Source organism: Variovorax sp. WDL1, assembly GCF_001541225.1.
In the GTDB taxonomy this organism is placed as follows: Bacteria; Pseudomonadota; Gammaproteobacteria; order Burkholderiales; family Burkholderiaceae_C; genus Variovorax.
In genome coordinates this window covers 37,484-38,579 of sequence record NZ_LMTS01000256.1, presented here as the reverse complement: position 1 = coordinate 38,579, position 1,096 = coordinate 37,484, and the positions used below count along the sequence as shown (strand labels likewise).

At 71.5% G+C, this 1,096-nt stretch carries 1 protein-coding gene; it reads right to left on the bottom strand.

Annotated features, from left to right (window positions below; translation table 11 throughout):
• Window positions 1–50 precede the first annotated feature (50 nt).
• A partial coding sequence (locus tag APY03_RS32270) for an autotransporter outer membrane beta-barrel domain-containing protein (RefSeq protein WP_232324495.1) occupies window positions 51–1,096 on the bottom strand: 1,046 nt, incomplete at its 5' end.

The following is a 1,096-nucleotide window of genomic DNA, read 5'->3' as shown; positions in this document are numbered from 1 at the left end:
CTTCGCGCCGCCCCGGCGGCGCACGCCGCGAGCCCGACGGACGGGCCCGCTCAGAACACCACGGTCAAGGTGCCGCGCAGTGTCCTGTCGCTCGTGTCATCGCCGAACTGCCCTTCGAAGGAAAGACCCAGCGTCGCCCGCCTGGAAAGCTGCAGGTCCAGCCCCGCGCCGATGACCGCGGCATCCTTGGCGATCGGCACGCCGCTGACGGTGAACGGCAGCCCGCCCGCGAAGAAGACGCTCGATCTCGGCGTGATGTCCCCATAGGCATGGCGCCAGCCGATGGTGCCGCGCAGCGTCCCGGGCACCCGGCCGATCTGCACGTCCGTCGCCACGCGCGCGCCGAGCGTGCTGAAGCTTGTGTTCGTGGTGCTGCCGCCGCTGGTCAGCGCCGCCACGCCGCCCCGCTCCATGAAACCGTCGGTGCGCAGGTTGACATGGGCCAGGTTGGCGAAGGGCTCGATGGCGACGTTTCCGGCCTGGAGCTGGTAGCCGAGTTCGCCGAAGGCCTGCGCGGTCCTGCCGTCGTGGTCGGCCTTCAGGGCATTGAAGGAACCGGGCAGCATGACGGTGCGATGCGACGAGATGTCGTGGCGCGTGTAGCCCGCGCCCAGCCGCAGCACCAGGCGGTCCCACTGGGCACCGCCATAGATGCCGAGGTGGTAGTTGTCGCTTTCGCTGCCGGCGCCCTGGGTATCCGCATCGAAATCGCCGCGGCTGTAGCCCGCCAGCGCGCCCACGCGCCAATTCGGCGAGACCGACGCGTCCAGTCCCACGACAAGCCCAGCGCTCCTGCGATCCATGCCCGCGGCATTGCCGTCGCCGCGGGTCCGGCCGCGGGCCCCGAAGGCCTGGGCCCACACGGTGTGGCTGTCGCGATCCAACGTGCAGCCGCCGGCGCCTGGGCGGCCCTCGGACGACCGCTCCTGCGCGGCATGGCCGACCGTGCAGAAGGCGCTGCGCAGCCGATCGACGGCGAGCTCGCGCGTGTAGCGGCTGTCGTAGATCAGCGCGCCCTGGGTCGAGGCCAGGGCGCTGCCCGACAGCAGGTCCAGCGCGCTGCGTGCCGCCCCATCGGTAGGCGAATTCAGCAGCG